Below are 21557 nucleotides of genomic sequence, written 5' to 3'. Positions count from 1 at the left end.
AATGGGCTAAAGGTACAGTCTTTCTTTTCCAAGAAAAAAAGACAAATGGAATTTTATTTATTTTCTATCTATCAATTGATTCTGAGGAAGTAAAAGGAGAAGGGACAGTTTATAAGGGAAATTCGTCTGGACAACGTCAATTGTTCGCTATATTTGACTTTCAAAAAAATGATATGAAAAAAATCTTATTGGTTTTGGTCTTGGCCGTATTCGCTTCCTGTAGCGATGATGAAAAAGTGGATTATGTAGCAAAAAATGAACAGGAAATCAAGGAATACATTGAAGAGAACAATCTTGACGCCAAGAGAAGCGCTAGCGGTCTTTACTATGTGGTAGAAGAAGAGGGTACAGGCTTTCGGCCTACGGCAACCTCAAATGTCACCGTGGCTTATAAGGGCTATTTTACCGATAAAGAAGTTTTTGATGAAAGTGAAGCGGAAGGCATCACATTCAACCTATCACAGGTTATCGCCGGATGGACGGAAGGTATCACCTATTTCAAGGAAGGCGGTAACGGCTTGCTATTGGTACCTGCAGCCTTGGGTTACGGAAATTCAGATAGAAGGGGTATACCCGGCGGGTCTGTACTTGTTTTTGAAGTAGAGCTTATTGCCGTAGAGTAATTTCACAAAAAAAGGTTTTTCTTTTACAGCTTCAAAACCGAAACATTTTTCAGGTGCAATCTTTTCACAAATTATGTACCTTCGCCGCGAATTTAGGTTCGACAGGGTCGTTATGGCCTTGTTGATTAAAAGGGAATCCGGTGAAAGTCCGGAACTGTTCCCGCAACTGTAAGTTCATGCCGAGCTACGCTTGGTGCCTCTTAAGAGGGTGTTGCTTTCTTCAAAACCACTGTCTGCCATAAAGATGGGAAGGTAAAACAACATTGGACAAGTCAGGAGACCTGCCGGATTCAAACAACTAATGTTAAACTTTCGGGATAAAGGTTTACGTATGGGTACAGACATACTATTCGCTCGAACAGAGATTACAAAATGAACAAAAATTTTTATGGAGTTTGTGCTGCCCTATTGGCAAGCACCAGTATGATTGCGCAAAATGTAGAAGGCGATTCTACAAAAGTGAGACAACTAGATGAGGTTGTGGTCAGTGATTCTAAATTTGAGTTGAAACGTGAAAATTCAGGTAAAACGGTGATAAAGATTACCGCAGAAGAATTAGAGCGTTACCAAGGTAAGAACATCACTGAAATCATTAATAACCAGAGCGGTATCGAAATATCGGGAAGCCGTAGCCCAGAAGGTTCTGTTTTTGGTGTTTATGCCCGAGGAGGAAGAGGGCGTCAAGTACTTGTTATAGTCGATGGGGTTCGAGTTCTAGATCCGTCGTCTTTTTCTGAGGTATACGATTTGCGTTTACTCTCTGCCGCTAGTGTAGAATCTATAGAGATCATTAAAGGTGCCGCTAGTACGCTTTATGGTACCAATGCGGCCACTGCAGTTATAAATATTACTACTAAAAAAGCTTCGGTAAAACCTATTTCCCTGAGTGTACAGTCAAGTGTAGGTACGAATCAAACCCAAGATGACCAAAATTACAATGTATCAAGGTCGTCTAACAGTGCTCAAATAAGCGGTACGTTGAATAAATTCAATTATTCGGGTAGTTTTTCGAACCGATATGCGGAAGGTATTTCGGCAAATATAACGCCTGCGAATGAAGAAGATCCGTTTTCAAACATTTCGACGAATTTGCGTTTGGGCTATGATTTTTCGGATAAACTGAAGGTTTCGGTTTATGGAAACCAAACAAAGGTAAATACAAATTTTGATAACTCTTACGGTCCAACGGATGCGCCCAATCAGTTTATAAGTAAGCAAGAAAGAGCAGGGGTTGCGGCCACCTATGATTATGGTAGGGGTTCTTTACGGGCAAATGCAGGATACAGTAGTTATGATTCTGAAAATATCACGGATTTTCCGTCTACGTTTAAGGGTAACAACTATGTGGTAGATGTATATCATAAATACAATTTTAATGATCAATTTCACAGTGTTGTCGGTTTGAATTATTTAGCCGATGAAACCGATTTTTTAGCCAAGGAAAAATTTGAGATTACCGATCCATATGCGAACGTAGTCTATGTATCTGATTTTGGATTGAACTTGAATGCCGGTGCACGCTTAAACAACCATACGGAGTACGGAACCAACTTTGTTTACAATATAAACCCATCTTTTACTCTTAAAATGGATGGCAGTTATCTTAAGTTCTTGACATCGTATGCAACGTCTTATATAACACCGTCATTAACTCAGTTGTTCGGGAATTATGGGGCTAACCCAGATTTAGAACCAGAAGATGACCGAACTATTGAGGGAGGTTTAGAATTTGCCGGTAAAGGTAACTTTAGAGCTAGTGCCCTTTATTTTAATAGAAAAGAAGAAAACTTTGTGTTTTATGATAATGCAACGAGTAGTTATAAAAATGCACTGAATACAATTGATGCACAAGGAGTGGAGGTAGAGCTTAGTTGGAAAGCTGCCGACAAATTAAATTTCGATGCCAATTATACATTTACGGAGAGAAAGGGAGACGATGCCGTTCGTATTCCCAAACATAAGATAAATGCGAATTTGGGCTATGCGTTTTCAGATAGAGCTTTTGCCTCGTTAAACTATAGCCTTACAGGAAGTAGAACAGATTCTGATTTTAGTACTTTCCCATCTACTATTGTACCTTTGGACAGTTTTTCCTTGGTAGATTTGTACCTCTCGCACGAATGTATAGAAAACCGGTTAAAGGTATTTTTAAATGTCAATAATATTTTAAACCAAGAATATACCGAAGCCCTTGGTTTTACGACCAAAGGAAGGAATGTTATGATCGGTTTTAGTCTCAATCTCTAAAAAACAAAAACGTGCTCAAAGTTTGCTCTTTTATGCCTGCCGTTACCCAAATGCTCTATGATATGGGGTTGCAAGAACACTTGCATGGTATTACGTTTGAATGCCCCCCTATGGCATTGCAAGAGAAAAAACCGATAGTGCGTTGCATTTTGGAAGGGAAGAACTATACAAGCCAAGAAATCGACACCTTTTTCTCGGAAAGCAAAAAGGAAGGGGAGAAGCTTTACTATGTAGACGAAAAGGCCCTTGCCGAAATCGCTCCAGACATCATCTTTACACAAGATATGTGTGATGTTTGTCAAATCGATACGGAATGTACGGCCGCTGCTGTTGCAAACCTTGAGAAACAACCGGAACTTATTTCAATTAGTCCTTCTAGTTTTAATGATGTCTTTGAAAATGCCATTACTATTGCCAAGGCATTGGGTAGGGAAGAGGTGGCTTATGAGTATTTGGGAAAACTGAATGAAAGAATAGATTATGTAGTGGACCAACTAAGAGCAGCTAGAGTTCTTACAAAGAGAGTGCTGTTGTTGGAATGGATAGAGCCTATTTATAATTGCGGACATTGGATTCCCCATCAAATCGGTTTTGCCGGTGGGGTAGACATGCTTTCTAATCCTTCGGGGAATAGTGGTGTGCTTTCATGGGATAAAATAAAGCAGTACGATCCGGAGGTAATTATAGTAGCGCCTTGTGGGTTCAGTATTAAAAGAACCTTAAAGGAGATGCATCTATTGCTTTTAAAAGAGGGCTGGCCCAACTTAAAGGCGGTCAAGGACCAAAAAGTATATGTAGCCGATTTTGATTTGTTTACGCAATCATCCGCTGCCACCTTGGTCGATGGCATAGAGTTGTTGGCCGGGTTGTTTCATCCGGAAGCAATTTCTGTTCCTTCGCGATTAAAACGTAAGTATCAAAGGTTCTACGAGTTCTGAGAAATTATAAATTCAAAAAAAAGCGGTCTGTTTTTAAAACGGGCCGCTTTTTTGTTCGTATTGAATGTTTTTAGACTACCAAACTATAGGCGGGTCGCTAACGTACATGTTATCTTTTAAAGGCGAGAACATTTTTGAATTGGTCATGGTCTCTATAGGAAGTTCGACGGTATGGCTGCCTTTGGCCGGGGATCCCGTTATTTGTTCTATGGCCTTGGCAAGCAGTGGTTCGTTAAGGTCGCCTAATACACCCAAATTTGCTAAATCTTCGGGTAAGACTATGTCGGGTACCAAGCCACTGGTGTAAGCTGAAAACCCTTTCGAGTTTTCATTTCTGCCTAATAAGGGTTGTATGGCCCACTTGTTTTTGGGGTTTATTTTGTTCGTTCGTTCTTGGTTATAGACGTAGTTGTTTCCTCTGTCGTCTACCATAGTTACCGAGAACTCGTTTTTTCCTCGGGTTTTGTCCCCTATTTGAACCACGTCGATATAAGGAGTCAGGCCGTTGATCACTAATTCGCTCGCCGAGGCTGTGCTCGTGGTGGTCAATATATAGACTTTGTTGAGGTTTAGGGAGTTTATGGCAGTGCCCTTACTGGTCTTTTCCGCAAAAAAGCGTCTTAGCTCGGTATCATTGTCGTCAAGTATTTTTTGATACTTCTCGTTATATCGCGCCTTGAGAAAGACTTCCTCGGTGTTGGTGCCATATATCATACTTGACAAGAGAACGGCGGTGTTGACAGAGCCTCCTGGGTTATATCGAAGGTCAAGTATCAGTTCGTTTACCCCATTCGATTTAAACCGACCGAAGACTTGGTTCAATTCTTCGTCATATTCGTTGGTAAACCCGGTATAGACCAAGTAGCCAATTTTTTTGTCCTGTATTTCAATGATTTCGTCTAGGAGTATGGGGTTTTCGCGAAGGCCTACCTCTTTGGTCAATTGTATTTGCGTTCCGTTCGGTTCCGCATTTTCACCTTCAATATCGGCCATGTCCAAAGAATAGGTGTCACTATCCCCAAAGAGAAGGGTTTTGTAGTTTTGGTCGGTCAAGGTGGTGCCGTTTACTCCCGTAAAGATATCTCCGCGTTTGATGTTTTTGGTTGACGCGTTTGAATTAGGAATAATATACTGCACATAGCCATAGATTTCACTGCTGTTCTCCTTTTGTCTTACCAGTCCGAATATGACTCCGTTACTTTTAGAAATACCGGCCAATGATTGTACAAGTTCTACGTAATTATCTGAAAAAAAGCTAAAACGGTCTTCCGAAAACAATAGCTTATCGTCGAAAAATTTTCCGGGGTCCGGTTCAGATGCCAGAAATTGGGTATAGGCTAGGGATCCCTCCTCTGTATTTGGAAATTTCGTATCGGATAGGTTTTCCACATCCGATTGCCAGAAATACCAAAAGTTCATGGCTTTCCACATAAAGTCTTGTACATGTACCCCTGCATCGGGATCGGGATCCACGGTATCGGGTATAGTGAAGTCGTCATCGGTTTTAGAACAGGAAACGATAAGAAATACAGATAGGAGCAGTCCTAAATTCAATTTTTTCATCATAATAAGACAACAAATAGTGTTTTACGGGTGAACGACCGCATCCACCCTTATATCACAACGTAAAATTAGTGAGCTTTATTTGTATTATTTTGATTTTAACGGTTTTATCAAGCCATCCATCAGCATTTTGTTCGCGCCGGGCTTGAACATTTTTGAACTAGAAACGAAATCGACCGATATAAGAGGTTCGAAACTTCGTTTTGCGGTTTCTCCTGAAATCACCGATAGGGCAAGGGCAAGTAGGGGTTCATCGGCATCGCCTAAAACGCCTAGATTGCCAGCGTCCTCATCTAGTTCATAGTCTGGAACCAGGCCACTGGTGTAATCTAAAAAACCATCGGCATTTTCATTGCGGCCCAATAATGGTTGTATGCCCCATTGATTGTCAGGGTTTATTCTATCTTCGTAATCTTCATTGTAGAAATAGTTGTTTTCGGGATCATCGACGAAGGTATTCGAGAATTCGTTTTTTCCAACGGTATTCTCACCAATGTGGACCACGTCAACATAGGGTGCAAGTCCGTTCATTACCAATTCACTGGCCGAAGCCGTGGCTCCTGTTGCTATGACAAATACACGCTTTAGGTTTAAGGTGTTGAGTGGGGTCTTGCTGTCAAAGGTCGTGTCCACAAAATTTTCTTCTCCATCGCCAGGGTCGAATGTTTCCATGATCTTTTCGTTGTAACGGGCCTTAAGAAAAAGTTCATCGGTGTTGGTACCGTACACGGCACTGGCAATTTGTATTGCCGATGTAACTCGTCCACCGGGATTATACCTGAAATCGAGCACAAGTTCATCTATATTCTCGGCTTTAAGGTTTCCGAAGACCTCGTTCAGTTCATCGTCATAACTGGCTATAAAGGAATTGTACATAATGTAGCCGACTTTTACGCCATTATGTTCGATAACGGTAGATAAATAAATAGGGTTCTCCGTTAGGCCCTCTTCTTTGGTCAAGGTGACTTTTTTATTGTTAGGCGTAATGGTCTTGTCGATAATATCGGCCATTCCCAAGGTGTAACTATCTTCGTTGAACAAGTGGAAGTTGTTGTCCGTTGCAGAGTTGTAAAAAAGTTGCTCTCCATCTACGGTAAGAAAAATATCGCCTCTTTTCATGCCTTTTTTATCCGCATCGGAATCTTTTACAACGTATTGTACATATCCGAAAACATCTCTATTGTCACCAAATAAAGAAAGACCGAATTCAAGGCCATTACTTTTTGATATCCCTTGAAAGCTATTTACCAGATCGTGATAGTCTTCCCTTAAGAAACTAAAACGATCATCTTCAAATAATAAGCTATTGAAAAAGGCTTCGGGATCAGATTCGGAAGCCAAAAAAGAAATATAATCCGGGTCATCAAGACTTTTAAATTTGCTATCGGCCAGATTGGGAACATCTTCTTGCCAGAAGTAAAATGAATTCATTACTTGGTACATGAAATTTTGTACGGGGTAATCGTTTGCCGTTTTTTGGGTTTCATCTCCATTGTCATCGGGGAAAATATCGTCATCGTTTTTGCAACTGGTAAAGAATAGCCCTGCGGACAACAATAATAAGAGGTACTTTTTCATAGCTTTTTTGTTGTGAAGTAAAACTACCGAATCAATTACCGTTCCAAAAAAGGCATGATAATATAATGGGGGAGTTTATTTTAAATCGTTTAAGTTAGTATACGTAAACAGTTAGTAAAAAGTTGTAGTAATAGCTTACAAAGCGAAAATTAAAAAATATTTGTAACATAACCAGAAGTGTCTCGTCTTGATTATGAAGACCTCATTATAAAGTGTTCAATAGTAACCCGACCAAAACAATGCAACAGGCAGATTTTTTAAAGATTGTCGGTCCTTTTCAAGACAAGCTCTATCGTTTGGCAAAACGTTTGCTGGTTTCTAGGGAAGAGGCTGAGGATGCCACCCAAGAGATTCTGTTGAAGCTATGGGCGAAGAAAAAGAATATGGGGCAGTACAAGAACGTTGAGGCTTTTGCGATGACCATGACAAAGAATTTCTGTTTAGATCGTCTAAAATCGAAACAGGCCGGAAACTTGAAACTGGTTCATACCAATTATAAGGAGGGCGGTAGTTCGCTACAGAAAAAAGTAGAGGCCAAAGATAGTGTCTCTTGGGTACAGAAAATTATGGAAGATTTACCGGAGCAACAAAAAATGGTCTTGCAGTTGCGCGATGTTGAAGAATATGATTACGATGAAATTGCCGATATGTTAGAGATGAAGCCAACGGCAGTACGGGTGGCCCTATCTCGGGCGAGAAAGACCGTTAGGGAAAAATTAATGCAAAAACACAGTTATGGAATTGGATAACGTAAAAAAATTGCTCGAAAGATACTTTGAAGCCGATACAACGGTGGCCGAAGAAGAGGTGTTGAGAGACTATTTCTCTAAAGAGAACATACCTGACGACCTAAAGCCATACGCTCCTTTGTTCGGTTTTGTCGCCAAGGCCAAAAAAGAAAGGTTTGCAAAACCCCTTGATTTGGGCCCTGAAAAGAAACTAGGAGGAAGTAGCCTGTATAAATGGTTGTCGATAGCGGCGGCGGCAGTGCTGATGCTCGGTGTTTATTTTGGAAAAACCTATTATGATGAAAAGGAACTGGAACAGCAACAGGCCCAATATGCCTATAACGAAACCAAAAAAGCCTTAGACCTATTGGCCCAAAATATGGAGAGGGGCACGGAGAAGATGGCCTATTTAAACGAATTTGTTGAGGCGAAAGATAAAATTTACAATAAGAATTAAAATAAAAATCCGAAAGATGAAAAAAATATTAATAGTACTAATAGTAGCAGTGTTTCCGGTTATGGGCTTTTCACAGTCCCTGTTCGATAAGTATGAAGACCTGGACAAAGTCAGTGCCGTGGTCGTGAACCGCAGTATGTTCAACCTCTTGAGTAAAATAGACGTTGAGGTTGATGATCCCGAGGCAAAAGACTTTATGGATATCGCCAAAAGCCTTAACAACCTAAAAGTGTTCATTACCGAAGACAAGGCGATTTCTGCAGATATGAAACTATCGGTAGAGAAATACCTTAAATCGGCCAAGTTGGAAGAACTTATGCGGGTAAAGGATAAAGATGCCAACGTAAAGTTTTACATCCGTAGCGGTAAAGATGACGACCACGTGAGCGAGCTCTTGATGTTCGTGACCGGTATGAAGAACGATATAGATGTAAACGGAAGAAAATTCGAAACGGTACTGTTATCCCTTACTGGCGATATCGACTTGAACAAGATAGGTTCTTTGACGAAAAAAATGAACCTGCCCGAAGAATTGAACGAAGCGGGCAAAAACAGATAATAAATCAATCATCATCAATCAATAATCAAAAACGATCATTAATCTTAAAACGAACAATCATGAAAAAACTAAGTGTATTTCTAGTACTGGCAGTATTACCGTTTCTCGGCAGCTCTCAATCTATTTTCGATAAGTACGATAATATGAAAGATGTAGGCTCTGTCACCATAAACAAGGGTATGATTCGATTGGCTGGCAATATTGCCGCCTTTGACGAAAGCGACCAAGATGCCCAAGATTTTGCCGATATCGCCCAAGGCTTAGAGGGGATTAAGATATTTATTACGGAAGATGCCCGGATCTCCGAGGATATGGGCAAAACCGTAAAAAAATACTTGAACTCATCTTCATTGGAGGAGTTGATGAAGGTGAGGGACAAAGATGCCACGGTCAAATTTTATATTAAACAAGGTAGGGACGAAGACCATGTAAGTGAGCTTTTGTTGTTCGTATCCGACATCAATAGCGATGAGCTAGGTGTCGATAATAGAAAATTTGAAAGTGTACTGGTATCTATGACAGGCGATATCGACCTGAACAAAATCGGGGCCCTGACCAAAAAGATGGATCTTCCGAAAGAACTAAACGAGGTAGGGGAGAGGTAGTAAGGTAGCACCTGCTAAGGGAATACCTAAATACAATTCAATATTCTAAAAAATATGTACATGAGAAAAATAACATGGGTTATAGCGGTACTGCTCCTAGGTATTACAAGTGCTTGCACTTCCACACCTAGCCTGCAACAGTATTATGTTGCAAATTCGGAAAATCCCAATTTTTTGACCTTGGATCTGCCTGTAGGCTTGTTGAACATTGAGAAAGCCCAATTGACCGAAGAACAAAAGGAGGGATTAGGTTCCTTAAAAAAGTTGAACGTACTGGCCTTTAAAAAAACCGATGCCAATGCGGTCGATTTTCAGAAAGAGAAGGCGGTGATAAAGTCCATTTTGAAAAATGAAGACTTTACCGAGCTTATGAAAATGAACACTGAATTTGGTAAGGCTACCATAAAATACCTCGGTGATGACGATGCCATTGATGAGGTGGTTATTTATGGAGACAATGAAGACAAAGGTTTTGTGGTCGTTCGCGTTTTGGGTAAAAATATGAATCCCGCTAGAATGGTCCAGTTCGTAAAGGTCTTGGAAAAGTCTGATTACCAAGGGGGAGAACTCTCAAAGATAGCCGACTTTATGAAGTAAAAAAAGCAAACAGATTCATCAAAAAAACAAGCCAAAACCCATGGTTTGTTTTTTTTTTGGTCAAAATTTAAAATTTTAAGTGACTTTTAGAAAAATGGAGTGTCTTACAGAATATAGCACTAACCTAAGATAAAGAGAAACTATTATGGAACAAGCGGAAGTATGGATGAACAAAGGCATTGATTTTGCCGTCGAATACGGGCCAAAGGTATTGGGCGCAATATTAATTTACCTTATCGGCTCATGGGTCATTAAGAAGATTATGGGAGTACTGAGAAAAGGTATGGCCCGTAAAAGTTATGACGAGTCGTTGCAACAGTTTTTGTTGAGCTTGGTCAAATGGACCATGACTATTTTCTTGATCATCATGGTAATTTCCAAATTGGGGGTTGAAACAACCAGTTTTGCAGCCATTATAGCCGCTGCCGGTTTGGCCATAGGTCTTGCCTTGCAAGGGTCATTATCGAATTTTGCAGGAGGGGTTTTGCTTATCATATTCAAACCCTATCGTATAGGGGATTTGATCGAGGCGCAAGGTTTATTGGGCGTAGTGAAAGAAATAGAAATTTTCACGACCAAAATTATAACGCCAGACAATAAATTGGCCATTATACCCAACGGGGCAATGGCTAACGGAAATATCATCAACTACACCGCAGAAGGTAAAATGAGGGTTGATACGACCATAGGAGTAGGTTATGGGGAAGATATAAAAACGGCAAAAGAGGTTTTACTCAATGTACTTACCTCAGACCCCAAGGTTCTAAAAGATCCGGCACCATCGGTGAACGTTTCGGAACTGGCCGACAGTTCTGTAAACTTTGCAGTGCGTCCGTTCTGTAAGCCAGAAGATTACTGGGATGTATATTTCGGAACTTTGGAAAACTGTAAGCTTGCTCTTGATAAGGCTGGAATTGAAATTCCTTACCCACATCAGGTTGAAATACAAAGAAAAGGATAATCGCTACTTAAACACTAACCATTATCCCCCCAAAAAGGCCGCAATTTGCGGCCTTTTTTTGTTAAGGGATTTATTGAATTTTTAAATTCCGGTATAGTTGCTCGGGGTAATTACCTTAAGCTCTTGTTTGATTTCTTCAGAAACCTCAAGTGTATCGATAAAATCGGCAATGGAATTCTGGTCTATTTTGGCATTGGTACGGGTGAGTCCCTTTAATGCTTCGTAAGGGTTGGGGTAGCCTTCCCTTCGTAAGATCGTCTGAATGGCTTCGGCTACTACGGCCCAGTTGTTTTCAAGGTCTTGCTCAAATTTCTCTTTGTTCAACAAGAGTTTGTTCAATCCTTTTAATGTTGACTGAAATGCGATTACCGTATGGGCAAAGGGCATTCCGGCGTTTCTAAGAACCGTACTGTCGGTAAGGTCGCGTTGCAAACGGGAAACCGGTAATTTGGCCGATAGGTGCTCAAAGAGGGCATTTGCTATACCTAGGTTACCTTCGGAATTTTCAAAATCTATGGGGTTTACCTTGTGCGGCATGGCCGATGATCCAACTTCACCTTTTTTGATGCGTTGTTTAAAATAATCCATTGAAACATAGGTCCAAAAATCCCGGTCTAAATCAAGAATTATGGTATTGATCCTTTTTAAGGTATCGAACAAGGCGGCCATATGGTCGTAGTGTTCAATTTGTGTCGTAGGGAAGGAGTGATGCAGCCCTAGTTTTTCTTGTACAAATCGGGTTCCAAAAGCTTTCCAGTCAATAGAAGGATAGGCGACCTTGTGTGCGTTATAGTTTCCTGTAGCCCCTCCAAACTTGGCGGCACTGGGGATATCGTTCAAGAGGTTGAACTGCTCTTTTAAACGTACGGCAAAAACTTCTATTTCCTTACCGAGACGGGTTGGCGATGCCGGTTGTCCGTGTGTTCGTGCCAACATGGGGATGTCGGCCCATTCTTTGGCCAACTCCTCGATTTTGTTCAATAAGGCCGTGTATTCGGGTACGTATACTTCATTGGTAGCCTCTTTGATAGAGAGCGGAATGGCCGTGTTATTGATGTCTTGGGAGGTTAGTCCGAAGTGAATGAACTCTTTATGGGCCGATAGGCCTAATTTATCAAAAGCACTCTTGATAAAATATTCCACCGCTTTTACGTCGTGATTGGTGGTTTTCTCTATTTCTTTGATTTCTTGTGCGTCGGCCGTATCAAAATTGATATAGATTTCGCGTAGCGCCTCAAATTTGCCGTGGTCGAACCCTGAAAGTTGGGGTAATGGAATTTCGCACAAGGCTATAAAATATTCGATTTCAACCCGTACTCTGTACTTGATAAGGGCTTCCTCCGAAAAAAATGGTGCCAATGGTTCAGTTTTACTTCTGTAGCGCCCATCTATAGGCGAAATAGCGTTCAAAGCGTTTAGCGACATAATGTTGTATAAGGTTGATTTTCGAAAAAAAGCAAAGATACCTTATGATGGCTAGTTTTAAAAGGTTTTTAGGTGTCTTGTACTAAAAAGTTGTAGTTAAAAAGTTAATAACTCGTTTTTTGGGCCGACAACTTCTTTAACTTGGCCAAAATTTCCCTCGCCCTAGCTTGATAAGCGGCACTTCCCTCTGGATAATTTTGTTCTAAGATCATTTTTAGTTCGGGGTGGACCCATGGATACCTCTGGCCGAGTAGCCATAATGAGGTCATGGAATAGGCTTTGGCCGCTACTTTGTGCTCTCCTATCAACCAATCGAAACATGCCGCGGTTAGGCGTTCAAGTTGCGTTTCGGTCATAATCGCCTGTAGTTCGTTTTTTTGTTTTGAGAAATAGGTCTTGGTCAAAAACTCGCAAATTTTGGCAAGGGGCCGTACGGCGGAGTCAAAATGTACCCTGCCGAGATTGGCGGTAAAAACATCTAAATGGGGGTAAAGAAAGGGAAGGTTTTCCTTAGCCGTAAATTCCAAGACCCAACAGGCCTTATTGGATATGGGGTTGTCTACCTCAAAGGCAATTTTGAGCAAAGGCCTTACCAATTGAGGATTTGTAGTGACCAGGAGTGCCATTTCAGCCCGTTTCTCGCGTGAGTGGTTTACGTAGTCTAACGATTGGTACAGTTCCTTTTCAGTCATTTTCGATGGTAGGCGTTAGTGTAGTTAAATCGATTCGATAAGGTCACGCACCAAATCGGGAACCCCTTCTACCGCGGTTTTGGCTATAACGGTGAGATGGTTGTAGTGGTTTTCGGAAACACTGGGTCTTGGGTCGACAAAATAAATAGGTACATGCCCCTGCGCATAGTCGATAAGGCTTGCTGCGGGATATACTTGCATTGATGTACCGATAATGATAAGGATGTCGGCATTTTGGGTGGCAATGGCCGCTTGTTCCAAAAGGGGAACGGCTTCACCGAACCAAACGATATGCGGACGCAATTGATGGCCTTGTTCACAGCGGTCCCCTAAATTGAGGTCCTTGGTCCAGTCGAGGACGCGATTTTCATTTCCGGTACTTCGTACTTTGAGTAATTCCCCGTGAAGGTGAATTATGTTTGAGCTGCCTGCCCTTTCATGAAGATCATCTACGTTTTGGGTAACGATGGTGACATCGAATAGTTTTTCAAGTTCGATCAAGGCCTTATGGGCCAGGTTGGGCTTTACCTGTTGAAGTTGTCGTCGCCTTTGGTTGTAGAAATTGAGAACGAGTTCCGGATTCTTGGCAAAACCCTCGGGTGAAGCGACTTCCATAACGTCATGCCCTTCCCATAGTCCTCCTGCATCCCTAAAGGTATTTATGCCGCTTTCCGCACTCATTCCGGCACCGGTCAAAATCGTAATTTTTTTCTTCATCGTTATAAAAATAGAGTTTTTATTATATTCGATATATGGTTAAGGAAGAACTTCTCGAATATCTGGAAAATTTTATTTCAGAAGAACGAAAACAACGGTTTTTGGAAATATTGGAAGACCGAACAAAATTACTAACGGTAGCTATTGAAGATGTGTACCAATTACACAATACCAGTGCCGTCATCCGCAGTTGTGAGGTGTTCGGCATTCAAGAGGCGCACGTAATAGAATCTAGGTATGGTAAGCGATTAGATGATAAAATCGCTATGGGGGCCCAGCAGTGGGTAGATGTACATAGATATAAAAGTACGAACGAGTGTATCCAAAGGCTGAAATCGGACGGGTACAAGGTCATTGCGACTACCCCCCACAACGATTCCCGTTTTTTGGAAGATTTTGAAATAGAGGGAAAGACGGCATTTTTGTTCGGTACGGAGCGCACAGGCTTGAGTCAAGAGGCTATGGAGCAGAGTGACGGTTTTTTAAAGATACCGATGTTGGGCTTTACCGAAAGTTTGAATATATCGGTTTCCGCGGCCATTATTTTACAGCATTTGGCCGTAAAACTTAGGGCTACCGACCTGCAATGGCAGCTGAGCGATGCCGAAAAACTGGAAAAACGTCTTGACTGGACGAAAAAATCGATTAAAAGTATTGACGATATTTTAAAGCGGTACGAAGTGGAGGGCTAATAAAATATATAAGCTAAGGGGAGGCTTCTTCCTTTTTCTCGGTAGAAGCGACCTTTTTTATTGTATATAATTTACAACCGATATATTATATGTAAGGCTTATTCTTTGTGTTCTAAAAGTGCGATGTTGTAGTCGTTTTCAAGAATCACTTTTCCGTTTTGTACCACGACTTCGGTATCGGAATAGGTATCGTATAGTTTGGTCCCATCTCCGAAAAAGCCTTTGACCCAAAGTGATTTTTTGCCTTTGGGGAGGTCGAGTCCGATAACCACTTTATCCTTTATATCGCCTTCGGAGTAACTGCGGCTAAAGACATAAGGGCTTTTTCCCAGTCTTTTGTGAATGCCCGCCCCGACGGCCAAATGCTTCCTTCTGAACGTACCCAATTTCTTCCAATGTTCAAAGATTTCTTTGGTTTTGGGCAGACTGTCGAGCTCTTCCCAATTCATGAACGAACGCAATGAGGCATCGCCTTGTACGGGGGTGTCCTCAGTGCCCGTTACGGTGAGGCTACGGGCGGTTTCGTCTCCGTAATAAATTTGGGAAGCCCCAGGTGTAAGCATTAAGATATTCGCGGCCCTGATAGGGTCTTTACGTTCAATGTCGTATGGATGTCCGTCATCATGGGAGGTCAGGTAGTTGACCACACTTTTTCCGTTTAGTTGTGAGCGTAGTATTTTGTCATACTTACGGAAAATCGATTCATAATCTTTCTTGGCATCTTCCTTTAGTTCAAAGTTGATAAGGCTTTTGAAGCCATGGGCAAAGTAATCTACTTTTTTGTCTTTGAAGTCGAATTCCCTTCCGTTGGAAATCCCGTAGTTATACACTTCGCCTACCATATAGAAGGGCTGGTCGTCCAGCACTTTATCGGGGTGCATTTTTTTCCAATTCTCAAAGGCAAAGGAAGCTTCTTTATAGAGCTCCGACCAAGCGTTTTCGTTTACGTGTTTTACGGTGTCTACCCTAAAACCGTCTATACCGAGGTGGTTTACGTAATCGGTGAGCCATTTGATGATGTAGTAACGGGGCGCCCTTGGGTATCCCGTACGTTCAAAGAAAAGTTGAAGTTCGTCTAGTTCTTGGCTAAGTCGGCCTTCTTCCTTCCATTTGGCCAAAAGGGCATCGGGGAGTTCGACCGCTTCGTTCGATTCGGTTCGAACGTCGGGTAGATTTTCTACCAGTGTACACTCGACCGTGGTTTCGTAAGAGGTAAAGTCACATGTGGGCGAGGTTCGTATCCATTCTTCGGGCCACGCCTCATCTTTGTCGGTAACCGGGCCGGTATGGTTGAGCACAACGTCCATCAATACACGAATACCGTGCTTATGGGCCGCTTTTACCATTTTTTCCAGGTCTTTTCGCGTGCCAAAATTGGGGTCAAGGGCTGTCCAATCCTTGGTCCAGTAGCCGTGATAGGCATAGGTGTTGCCGGTGCCTTCATCGGTACTTCCGTGAACTTGTTCTACTACGGGCGTAAACCAAATGGCATTGATGCCGAGGTCGGAAAAATAACCTTCCTCTATTTTTTGGGTGATGCCCTGTATGTCACCTCCCATAAACCCTCTTAAGGGGCCCGTAGGTTCCGTTCTGTCGTAGTTTAGGTCGTTTTCGGTAGTCCCGTTATTGAACCTGTCCGTCAATAAAAAATAGATATTGGCCGCTTCCCAGGAGAATGGAAGGTTTTTTACCGGTTCAACATGGGTGGCTATCGAATCGGTCTTAACGGGTACCTCTTCTATAATTTCTTTTCGCTCTTCCTTACAAGCGATAAAAATCGAAAAAACAACAACCGCGTAGAGCAGTCTTTTCATATGAAATCTATTTTCCCTAAAGCTATAAAATGCTATGGGAAATAGAAAATTTATTTTTTACGATTTAAGACCTTGAATTCTTCGTAGCAGCTGCTTATTGCGTCAAGGATCTGTAGGTCGTTGGCCGTGGTGATAAACGATTTTGAATAGTTGCAGTTGTTGAGGATGTCTTGTATGTCAACCTTCTCTATTTGAAGGAGTTCGGTAAGGATTTCTCGGTCGAATTTCGATGCCAAAAGATCGCGGATTTGGTCATCTTCCTTCATTTTTCTCAGCTTTCGCATTTGATTGGGCTGTTTCCCAAAGAGGTTGCGCAGTAAATCGGCGGGGTTTAAAATGGCGCCCAATACCTTGGTTACGGCACTCGGATTCTTATTTCCGCCCTCGTAACCTACCGAAAGTCCTGAAATACTATACTGGTATGCGTTGTTTATAGGGGCGTTCTTGACATCGATTTCAAGGTAGCCGGTAAGCTGATAGGGCTTGACGATTACTTCTTCAAGGGCGTATGCCAGCTCGGTAAGGGCAATTTTTGTATTCTTGAACTTGTACATGTCATTGGTAACCCTGATTTTTTGCGACTTAAATCCGAGAAATGAAAAATAAAGGGTGTCGTTGACGGAGGCGGTAATGGTAAACTGACCTTCACCATTGGTAATGGTACCCACCACCTTGTTGAGGTTTACAATGTGGACACTCTCCATGGGGGCGTCGGTTTGTGCGTTAACAACGATGGCTGTTATATCTCTTACTTCGGTTTCTTCGTCGTCTTGCGCAAAAATGGAAAGGGTTGAAAACAAGAAGAAAAAGAATACAATTGGTTTCATTACTTTAAGCATAGTTTAAATGTACTAAACAAAACAAAAAAATACGCCGAAGCGTATTTTTTAATATACAATTAACTTTAAATATAAGTTGTTAGGGGCTTAAAAGAAGTCGCTTCTGCTTTTTGAACTTCTTCTTTTTCCCGAATGGCTGGGTTTTCCTTTAGAGGAACTTCTGTCCCTACCTCTAGACCTGCCACCTCGATCGTTATCGCGATCTCTTTTTCTGCCTCGGTCATTTCTTCCTCTGCCGCCGCCGCTTCCGCCGGGGTTTTTAGATACTTCAACGTTTATGAACCTGCCTTCTAATTTGAAGTCGGTAAAAAACTGAAGGATCTGTTCGGTGTGTTCCGCTTCGGTATTGAAGAAAGAAAACGAGTCTTTCGTATCAACTTTGTAAACGTCTTCTTTACCTAGATTCAAGGTGTCTCGAAGGAAGTCTTTTAATGACATCCAGTCGTAACCGTCTTTTTCCCCTACATTGATAAAGTAACGTACCGAACCATTAGATGGGGCGTGCGTATTTCTTTCACCTCTTTCGCCTCTTTCCCTTCCGCGGTCGTCAGAACCGGATGAATTGAGGTCTTTGGTTTTGTTGTAATAGTTAGAGAAACGCGTAAACTCAACCGATACGATTTTTTTGATAAGCTCGTCACGGTCTATTCCTTCAAGAACATCGTTAATGGCGGGAAGGTAATTCTCTACGTCTTTGTTTATCTTGGTTTCCTTTATTTTGTTGGCCAAGTGGTAAAGTTGTATTTCGCAAATCTCTATACCCGTTGGAATTTTCTTAGAGATAAAATCTTGTTGGATCTTTTTCTCTATGGCGTGGATCTTCCGCATTTCACTTCGGGTTACGATAACCATTGAAATACCGGATTTACCGGCTCTACCTGTACGGCCACTACGGTGGGTATAGGTCTCGATTTCATCGGGAAGCTGGTAGTTGATAACATGGGTAATGTCATCGACATCAATACCACGAGCCGCTACATCGGTAGCGACCAACATTTGTATTTGTTTTTTACGGAAGGAGTTCATTACCAAATCTCGTTGGTTCTGGCTTAAATCGCCATGTAATGCTCCTGCGTTGTATCCGTCTTCGATTAACTTTTCGGCAACGCGTTGTGTGTCTCTTTTCGTTCTACAGAAAACTACCGAGAAAATATCGGGGTTGGCATCTGCAAGTCGCTTAAGGGCGGGGTATCTATCTCTTCCGCCAACTACGTAATATTCGTGCTGTACGTTAGAGGTTCCTGCATTTTTTGCTCCTACCGTAATTTCAATAGGGCTATGCATGAATTTTTTGGCGATTGTAGCTACTTCCCTGGGCATAGTAGCTGAAAACAACCAAGTAGATTTGTCTTTAGGGGTATTCGAAAGAATATCCTTTATGTCTTCAAAAAAGCCCATGTTGAGCATTTCATCGGCCTCATCGAGAACACAGTAGTCGATTTTTGTAATATCGACTAGGCCACGGCTGATCATGTCCTTCATTCTACCGGGCGTTGCCACAACGATCTGTGCGCCACGTTTGATTTGTCGGGCCTGATCGGTGATGCTGGCCCCACCATAAATTGCAACGGTGTTCAAACCTTTTACAAACTTGGAGTAAGCCTGAATCTCGTTGGTAATCTGCAAACAAAGTTCGCGGGTAGGGGAGAGTATCAACCCTTGGGTAGTTCTGCTGTTGCTGTCGAGTTTCTGAATTAACGGAAAACCAAAGGCGGCCGTTTTACCGGTTCCTGTTTGTGCAAGCGCCACGAGGTCCGTTTCGCTTTCCAATAAAATTGGGATTGCTTTTTCCTGTACTTCGGAAGGGCTTTCAAAACCCATGTCCTTCACAGCGTCCAATAGGGGCTGACTTAGCCCTAATGCTTCAAATTTTGTCATAAAAAAGGTATACTTAAATCGCTAATAGGTGTGTTGCATAGAGCGATTATCGTATATAACCTTAGTACTCGGAGCAACACCTGCCATACCGGCGGCGTTAAAATTAAGGTGCAAAGGTACGTTTAATTATCGAGATAGCGATTATCGAAGGAAATCTAATAATTTTTGAATGGCTAGGCCCCTGTGGCTGATACGGTTTTTGGTTTCCAAGGGAATTTCGGCAAAGGTCTTTTTGTATCCCTTGGGTTGAAAAATAGGATCATAGCCAAAACCGCCACCCCCTGTTTTTTGCGAGGTTATATGGCCTTCCACTATGCCCTCGAACATGTATTTTTTTTCGTTTAGGTTTAGGGCTATTGCTGTTTTAAAGTGTGCAGAACGATTAGGGTGGTCTTTTAACTTGGTCAAAAGTTTGTTCATGTTGTCGTCGGCATTTTTGCCTTCACCGGCATATCTTGCGGAGAAGACCCCGGGTTCACCGTTTAATGCGTCTACTAAAAGGCCGGTGTCGTCTGCAAAGCACGGTAAGCCGTAATTTTCGGTAACGTAATCGGCTTTTAGTTGGGCGTTTTCCTCTAAGGTGCTTCCAGTTTCGGGTATTTCGTCAAAACAGCCGATATCGGTCAATGAAACCAGTTCGATATGTGAGGGTACGAGTGCCTTTACCTCGTCGAGTTTGTTCTTGTTGTGCGTTGCGAAAACCAGTTTCATATAAGGTTGAAATTTGAGATTGTTTTTAGTAGGATGCTTTTAGTGGTGGCAAAAATAGTAATTTTGAAAAGCTATAAATATGTTATTATGGAGTTGAAGATACCTCCCGCGGTTGTTTTTTTGGTTTTTGCCGGTTTGATGTATTTACTGGCTTCATTTTTGCCTTTCGGGTATTTTGATTTTTTCGGCCGATATTACCTGATGGGGGTATTGTTGTTCTTTGCGGCTATAGTCGCGGCTTGGGCCCTTTTTCAATTCTTCAGGCTGCGCACTACTATTGATCCTACGGCGCCTTCAAAGGCAAGTCGGTTGGTTCGGGGGGGTATTTTTGCCTATTCTAGAAATCCGATGTACTTGGCTTTGTTGATGGTGTTACTGGTTTGGGGTATTTGGTTGGGGAATGCATTCAATACTTTGTTGGCGGCGGGTTTTGTGGCCTATATGAACCGATTTCAGATCATTCCTGAAGAAACGGCGCTTTTAGAGCTTTTTGGTAAGGAGTACAGACAGTATTGTCTCAATGTTCGGAGGTGGTTCTGATGTATAAGCGATATGACTTATAATTAAAAATATTAGCTTTTTGACTTATATTTTAATATATTAGCGTTTTAGCTTATATAGTTATGGTAGCAATAATTACGGGAGACATCATTAATTCAGAAAACCACAACTCGTCGGAGTGGTTGGGCATTCTCAAGGCTTACCTGTCTAGGCTTGGTAGTTCGCCCATCGATTGGGAGGTCTATAGGGGTGATGAGTTTCAGTTGAAAATAGCCAAGGAAGATGCCTTGCGTGCGGCCATACATATAAAGGCCTTGATAAAAACGGTAAAGGGCTTGGATGTTCGTATGGGCATTGGTTTGGGCAGTGAAACCTTTAAGGGGGTCGGAGTGAGTGAGTCCAACGGTCCGGCTTATCATCGGTCGGGTAGAACTTTTGAGTCCCTTAAGGAAGAGAAGCTTAATTTGACCATTGCTACCGGAAACGGTTTTATTGATGAGACCTTAAATCTCATGTTAAAGTTGGCGCTGCACTTTATGGATGACTGGAGTCCTGTATCGGCAGAGATTATTGTGTTGGCTTTAGATTATCCTGATGCTTCGCAACGCGAAATTGCCGAAAGGCTCAATATTCAGCAGTCGGCGGTAAGCCAACGTCAAAAACGGGCTCGTCTGGATTTGGTACAGGAATTACTTGCGTATTATTCAAAAACTTTAAAAGAATTAAGTTAGATGGTTCTGTTCACTAAACTTTTACTGGCCCACTTGATTGGCGATTTTTTGTTGCAACCGAGCCGTTGGGTAATTCATAAGGAAGCAAATAGGGAAAAGTCGAGATACCTTTACCTGCATGTTTTGCTTCACTTTGCGTTGATCATGCTATTGGTGTGGGATTTGCAATATTGGAAAATAGCCTTGATCATTGCGGCTTCACATTATGTTATCGACTTGGCCAAATTGTACGTTACGCCTAGGTTCAGGCTTAAAAGTGTTCCGTTCTTTTTAGATCAGGTGCTTCATATATTGGTGTTGTATTGTTGTGTGTATTACGGAAATCTGACCGAACATACAATGGCTCTTTTTCAAGGGTTGGATTGGCCTTTGGTCACTGCGATCGTATTCGTCAGTTCTCCTGCCGCGATTATCATGGGGAAATTGCTGGAAGCCATGTCGGACAAAATTGAATTGGATCATAAATCATTGCCCAACGCCGGAAAGTATATAGGCATAATAGAGCGGTTGTTCGTTCTTATGTTCATTATTATGGGAAGGTGGGAAGCTATAGGTCTTCTGATAGGGGCCAAATCGGTTTTTAGGTTCAACGATTTAAAGGAAAGCAATAACCGTAAACTTACCGAGTATATTTTAATAGGAACCTTGTTGAGTTTCGGACTTGCCATAATTACAGGAATCATTTATGTCAATGCGTAAAT

The 21557-nt window shown here is 41.9% G+C and carries 22 protein-coding genes and 1 riboswitch; of the genes, 13 read left to right on the top strand and 9 right to left on the bottom strand.

Annotated elements, in window-relative coordinates; all coding sequences use genetic code 11:
- Positions 1–173: 173 nt before the first annotated feature.
- The 3 genes from ZOBGAL_RS00280 (at position 174) to ZOBGAL_RS00270 (ending at position 3808) form a co-directional block, all read left to right on the top strand.
- Positions 174–623: an FKBP-type peptidyl-prolyl cis-trans isomerase gene (locus ZOBGAL_RS00280; RefSeq protein ID WP_046287662.1), complete on the top strand. Its 450-nt coding sequence runs from the start codon at positions 174–176 to the stop codon at positions 621–623.
- A 77-nt stretch (positions 624–700) separates the two neighbouring features.
- Positions 701–926, top strand: a riboswitch (cobalamin riboswitch).
- Between the two features lie 69 nt (positions 927–995).
- Positions 996–2870, top strand: a complete 1875-nt coding sequence (locus ZOBGAL_RS00275) for a TonB-dependent receptor plug domain-containing protein (protein ID WP_013991442.1) — start codon at positions 996–998, stop codon at positions 2868–2870.
- An 11-nt stretch (positions 2871–2881) separates the two neighbouring features.
- Positions 2882–3808 carry an ABC transporter substrate-binding protein gene (locus ZOBGAL_RS00270; RefSeq protein ID WP_231854783.1) on the top strand — a complete coding sequence of 309 codons (927 nt, stop codon included), beginning with the start codon at positions 2882–2884 and terminating at the stop codon, positions 3806–3808.
- 75 nt (positions 3809–3883) lie between these two features.
- Here ZOBGAL_RS00270 and ZOBGAL_RS00265 read toward each other — a convergent pair whose 3' ends face one another.
- Positions 3884–5374 carry a S41 family peptidase gene (locus ZOBGAL_RS00265; RefSeq protein ID WP_013991440.1) on the bottom strand — a complete coding sequence of 497 codons (1491 nt, stop codon included), beginning with the start codon at positions 5372–5374 and terminating at the stop codon, positions 3884–3886.
- 84 nt (positions 5375–5458) lie between these two features.
- Entirely contained in the window at positions 5459–6949 is a 1491-nt protein-coding gene (locus tag ZOBGAL_RS00260) for a S41 family peptidase (protein WP_013991439.1), read from the bottom strand.
- Positions 6950–7188: 239 nt separating this feature from the next.
- Here ZOBGAL_RS00260 and ZOBGAL_RS00255 point away from each other — a divergent pair, with 239 nt between their 5' ends.
- From ZOBGAL_RS00255 to ZOBGAL_RS00230, 6 genes are all read left to right on the top strand, one after another.
- A complete protein-coding gene (locus tag ZOBGAL_RS00255) occupies positions 7189–7698 on the top strand; it encodes an RNA polymerase sigma factor (protein WP_013991438.1) in 510 nt (169 codons plus the stop codon).
- Positions 7685–8134: a hypothetical protein gene (locus ZOBGAL_RS00250; RefSeq protein ID WP_013991437.1), complete on the top strand. Its 450-nt coding sequence runs from the start codon at positions 7685–7687 to the stop codon at positions 8132–8134. Before ZOBGAL_RS00255 ends, ZOBGAL_RS00250 begins: the two co-directional genes overlap by 14 nt.
- A 16-nt stretch (positions 8135–8150) precedes the next feature.
- Positions 8151–8693 carry a DUF4252 domain-containing protein gene (locus ZOBGAL_RS00245; protein WP_013991436.1) on the top strand — a complete coding sequence of 181 codons (543 nt, stop codon included), beginning with the start codon at positions 8151–8153 and terminating at the stop codon, positions 8691–8693.
- 59 nt (positions 8694–8752) lie between these two features.
- Positions 8753–9298 (top strand): DUF4252 domain-containing protein, encoded by a 546-nt coding sequence (locus ZOBGAL_RS00240; RefSeq protein WP_013991435.1) that lies wholly within the window; start codon positions 8753–8755, stop codon positions 9296–9298.
- Positions 9299–9358: 60 nt separating this feature from the next.
- The gene (locus ZOBGAL_RS00235) at positions 9359–9895 is read left to right on the top strand and encodes a DUF4252 domain-containing protein (protein ID WP_046287253.1); all 537 of its coding nucleotides are present in this window, start codon (positions 9359–9361) and stop codon (positions 9893–9895) included.
- A gap of 145 nt (positions 9896–10040) precedes the next feature.
- Positions 10041–10856 (top strand): mechanosensitive ion channel family protein, encoded by an 816-nt coding sequence (locus ZOBGAL_RS00230; RefSeq protein WP_013991433.1) that lies wholly within the window; start codon positions 10041–10043, stop codon positions 10854–10856.
- A gap of 81 nt (positions 10857–10937) precedes the next feature.
- Here ZOBGAL_RS00230 and purB read toward each other — a convergent pair whose 3' ends face one another.
- The 3 genes from purB to ZOBGAL_RS00215 form a co-directional block, all read right to left on the bottom strand.
- Complete coding sequence (gene purB / locus ZOBGAL_RS00225) at positions 10938–12281, bottom strand: adenylosuccinate lyase (protein ID WP_013991432.1); 1344 nt, start codon at positions 12279–12281, stop codon at positions 10938–10940.
- A gap of 104 nt (positions 12282–12385) precedes the next feature.
- Complete coding sequence (locus ZOBGAL_RS00220) at positions 12386–12973, bottom strand: hypothetical protein (RefSeq protein ID WP_013991431.1); 588 nt, start codon at positions 12971–12973, stop codon at positions 12386–12388.
- Between the two features lie 24 nt (positions 12974–12997).
- The gene (locus ZOBGAL_RS00215) at positions 12998–13690 is read right to left on the bottom strand and encodes an SIR2 family NAD-dependent protein deacylase (protein ID WP_013991430.1); all 693 of its coding nucleotides are present in this window, start codon (positions 13688–13690) and stop codon (positions 12998–13000) included.
- A gap of 35 nt (positions 13691–13725) precedes the next feature.
- Here ZOBGAL_RS00215 and ZOBGAL_RS00210 point away from each other — a divergent pair, with 35 nt between their 5' ends.
- The gene (locus ZOBGAL_RS00210) at positions 13726–14382 is read left to right on the top strand and encodes a TrmH family RNA methyltransferase (protein WP_013991429.1); all 657 of its coding nucleotides are present in this window, start codon (positions 13726–13728) and stop codon (positions 14380–14382) included.
- A 98-nt stretch (positions 14383–14480) separates the two neighbouring features.
- Here the strand turns inward: ZOBGAL_RS00210 and ZOBGAL_RS00205 are convergent, their stop codons facing one another.
- The 4 genes from ZOBGAL_RS00205 to ZOBGAL_RS00190 all read right to left on the bottom strand — a co-directional run bounded on the left by ZOBGAL_RS00205 (position 14481) and on the right by ZOBGAL_RS00190 (position 19624).
- Entirely contained in the window at positions 14481–16196 is a 1716-nt protein-coding gene (locus ZOBGAL_RS00205) for an alpha-amylase family glycosyl hydrolase (protein ID WP_013991428.1), read from the bottom strand.
- A 50-nt stretch (positions 16197–16246) separates the two neighbouring features.
- Complete coding sequence (locus ZOBGAL_RS00200; RefSeq protein WP_046287661.1) at positions 16247–17023, bottom strand: carboxypeptidase-like regulatory domain-containing protein; 777 nt, start codon at positions 17021–17023, stop codon at positions 16247–16249.
- 99 nt (positions 17024–17122) lie between these two features.
- Positions 17123–18913: a DEAD/DEAH box helicase gene (locus ZOBGAL_RS00195; RefSeq protein ID WP_013991426.1), complete on the bottom strand. Its 1791-nt coding sequence runs from the start codon at positions 18911–18913 to the stop codon at positions 17123–17125.
- A 141-nt stretch (positions 18914–19054) separates the two neighbouring features.
- Positions 19055–19624 carry a non-canonical purine NTP diphosphatase gene (locus ZOBGAL_RS00190; RefSeq protein ID WP_013991425.1) on the bottom strand — a complete coding sequence of 190 codons (570 nt, stop codon included), beginning with the start codon at positions 19622–19624 and terminating at the stop codon, positions 19055–19057.
- Between the two features lie 87 nt (positions 19625–19711).
- On the opposite strand from ZOBGAL_RS00190, the gene ZOBGAL_RS00185 reads away from it, so the two are divergent.
- The 3 genes from ZOBGAL_RS00185 to ZOBGAL_RS00175 all read left to right on the top strand — a co-directional run bounded on the left by ZOBGAL_RS00185 (position 19712) and on the right by ZOBGAL_RS00175 (position 21555).
- A complete protein-coding gene (locus ZOBGAL_RS00185; protein WP_046287660.1) occupies positions 19712–20164 on the top strand; it encodes a methyltransferase family protein in 453 nt (150 codons plus the stop codon).
- 83 nt (positions 20165–20247) lie between these two features.
- Positions 20248–20856, top strand: coding sequence for a SatD family protein (locus tag ZOBGAL_RS00180; RefSeq protein WP_013991423.1), 609 nt, complete (start codon positions 20248–20250; stop codon positions 20854–20856).
- Positions 20857–21555 (top strand): DUF3307 domain-containing protein, encoded by a 699-nt coding sequence (locus ZOBGAL_RS00175; protein WP_013991422.1) that lies wholly within the window; start codon positions 20857–20859, stop codon positions 21553–21555. It begins immediately after the preceding gene.
- Positions 21556–21557 lie beyond the last annotated feature (2 nt).

The sequence above is a fragment of the Zobellia galactanivorans genome (assembly GCF_000973105.1).
GTDB lineage: Bacteria > Bacteroidota > Bacteroidia > Flavobacteriales > Flavobacteriaceae > Zobellia > Zobellia galactanivorans.
Note: the sequence above shows the minus strand (reverse complement) of the source record. Positions and strands in the feature narration are given on the sequence as shown.

Excerpts from the sequence above, each read along its gene's own strand:
- ZOBGAL_RS00280 (WP_046287662.1), top strand. The coding sequence starts at position 174 with ATGAAAAAAATCTTATTGGTTTTGGTCTTGGCCGTATTCGCTTCCTGT.
- ZOBGAL_RS00275 (WP_013991442.1), top strand. The coding sequence starts at position 996 with ATGAACAAAAATTTTTATGGAGTTTGTGCTGCCCTATTGGCAAGCACC.
- ZOBGAL_RS00265 (WP_013991440.1), bottom strand. The coding sequence starts at position 5,374 with ATGATGAAAAAATTGAATTTAGGACTGCTCCTATCTGTATTTCTTATC.
- ZOBGAL_RS00260 (WP_013991439.1), bottom strand. The coding sequence starts at position 6,949 with ATGAAAAAGTACCTCTTATTATTGTTGTCCGCAGGGCTATTCTTTACC.
- ZOBGAL_RS00255 (WP_013991438.1), top strand. The coding sequence starts at position 7,189 with ATGCAACAGGCAGATTTTTTAAAGATTGTCGGTCCTTTTCAAGACAAG.
- ZOBGAL_RS00250 (WP_013991437.1), top strand. The coding sequence starts at position 7,685 with ATGGAATTGGATAACGTAAAAAAATTGCTCGAAAGATACTTTGAAGCC.
- ZOBGAL_RS00245 (WP_013991436.1), top strand. The coding sequence starts at position 8,151 with ATGAAAAAAATATTAATAGTACTAATAGTAGCAGTGTTTCCGGTTATG.
- ZOBGAL_RS00240 (WP_013991435.1), top strand. The coding sequence starts at position 8,753 with ATGAAAAAACTAAGTGTATTTCTAGTACTGGCAGTATTACCGTTTCTC.
- ZOBGAL_RS00235 (WP_046287253.1), top strand. The coding sequence starts at position 9,359 with ATGAGAAAAATAACATGGGTTATAGCGGTACTGCTCCTAGGTATTACA.
- ZOBGAL_RS00230 (WP_013991433.1), top strand. The coding sequence starts at position 10,041 with ATGGAACAAGCGGAAGTATGGATGAACAAAGGCATTGATTTTGCCGTC.
- purB (WP_013991432.1), bottom strand. The coding sequence starts at position 12,281 with ATGTCGCTAAACGCTTTGAACGCTATTTCGCCTATAGATGGGCGCTAC.
- ZOBGAL_RS00220 (WP_013991431.1), bottom strand. The coding sequence starts at position 12,973 with ATGACTGAAAAGGAACTGTACCAATCGTTAGACTACGTAAACCACTCA.
- ZOBGAL_RS00215 (WP_013991430.1), bottom strand. The coding sequence starts at position 13,690 with ATGAAGAAAAAAATTACGATTTTGACCGGTGCCGGAATGAGTGCGGAA.
- ZOBGAL_RS00210 (WP_013991429.1), top strand. The coding sequence starts at position 13,726 with ATGGTTAAGGAAGAACTTCTCGAATATCTGGAAAATTTTATTTCAGAA.
- ZOBGAL_RS00205 (WP_013991428.1), bottom strand. The coding sequence starts at position 16,196 with ATGAAAAGACTGCTCTACGCGGTTGTTGTTTTTTCGATTTTTATCGCT.
- ZOBGAL_RS00200 (WP_046287661.1), bottom strand. The coding sequence starts at position 17,023 with ATGAAACCAATTGTATTCTTTTTCTTCTTGTTTTCAACCCTTTCCATT.
- ZOBGAL_RS00195 (WP_013991426.1), bottom strand. The coding sequence starts at position 18,913 with ATGACAAAATTTGAAGCATTAGGGCTAAGTCAGCCCCTATTGGACGCT.
- ZOBGAL_RS00190 (WP_013991425.1), bottom strand. The coding sequence starts at position 19,624 with ATGAAACTGGTTTTCGCAACGCACAACAAGAACAAACTCGACGAGGTA.
- ZOBGAL_RS00185 (WP_046287660.1), top strand. The coding sequence starts at position 19,712 with ATGGAGTTGAAGATACCTCCCGCGGTTGTTTTTTTGGTTTTTGCCGGT.
- ZOBGAL_RS00180 (WP_013991423.1), top strand. The coding sequence starts at position 20,248 with ATGGTAGCAATAATTACGGGAGACATCATTAATTCAGAAAACCACAAC.
- ZOBGAL_RS00175 (WP_013991422.1), top strand. The coding sequence starts at position 20,857 with ATGGTTCTGTTCACTAAACTTTTACTGGCCCACTTGATTGGCGATTTT.